Here is a 377-nt window from a genome sequence, read left to right as displayed (position 1 = left end):
CTGGCAAACGAGCTCGACGCTACAGTGTTCGACGACGGCGAAGGCCCGCTCCGGCACATCGAATACCTGCCGGCGTTCCGACACGCGCGCCTGGTTCAGAGGCAGCAGATGGTGGCACTGATCGCACTGCATTGGCAGCCGGTGGAACAGCGTCTCGGTCGGTTGCTCGACCCGCTTGAGCGTCGTTCCCTTGTGGCCCAGCTGGCCACCGGCTTGCTTGCCCGATGCCTCCCGCAAGGAGCGCGTCTTCTTGACGAGTCCGTCGGAAGAAGGTGGCTTGCTGGAATTGCTCGAATTCTTGTCGACCTTCGTTTCCAGTGCCACCAGGCGGTCCCACAACGTCACGATAATGACTTCAAGCTCACCACGGGTGAGGT

General features: G+C 61.8%; 1 protein-coding gene. It reads right to left on the bottom strand.

Annotation, left to right across the window (positions count from 1 at the left end; translation table 11 throughout):
- Nucleotides 1-377: DUF6444 domain-containing protein (locus tag CR103_RS21825; RefSeq protein WP_229443779.1), on the bottom strand; the 377-nt coding region annotated here is incomplete at both ends.

The organism is Massilia psychrophila (assembly GCF_002760665.1).
Taxonomy (GTDB): domain Bacteria; phylum Pseudomonadota; class Gammaproteobacteria; order Burkholderiales; family Burkholderiaceae_D; genus JAFCUW01.
Note: the sequence above shows the minus strand (reverse complement) of the source record. Positions and strands in the feature narration are given on the sequence as shown.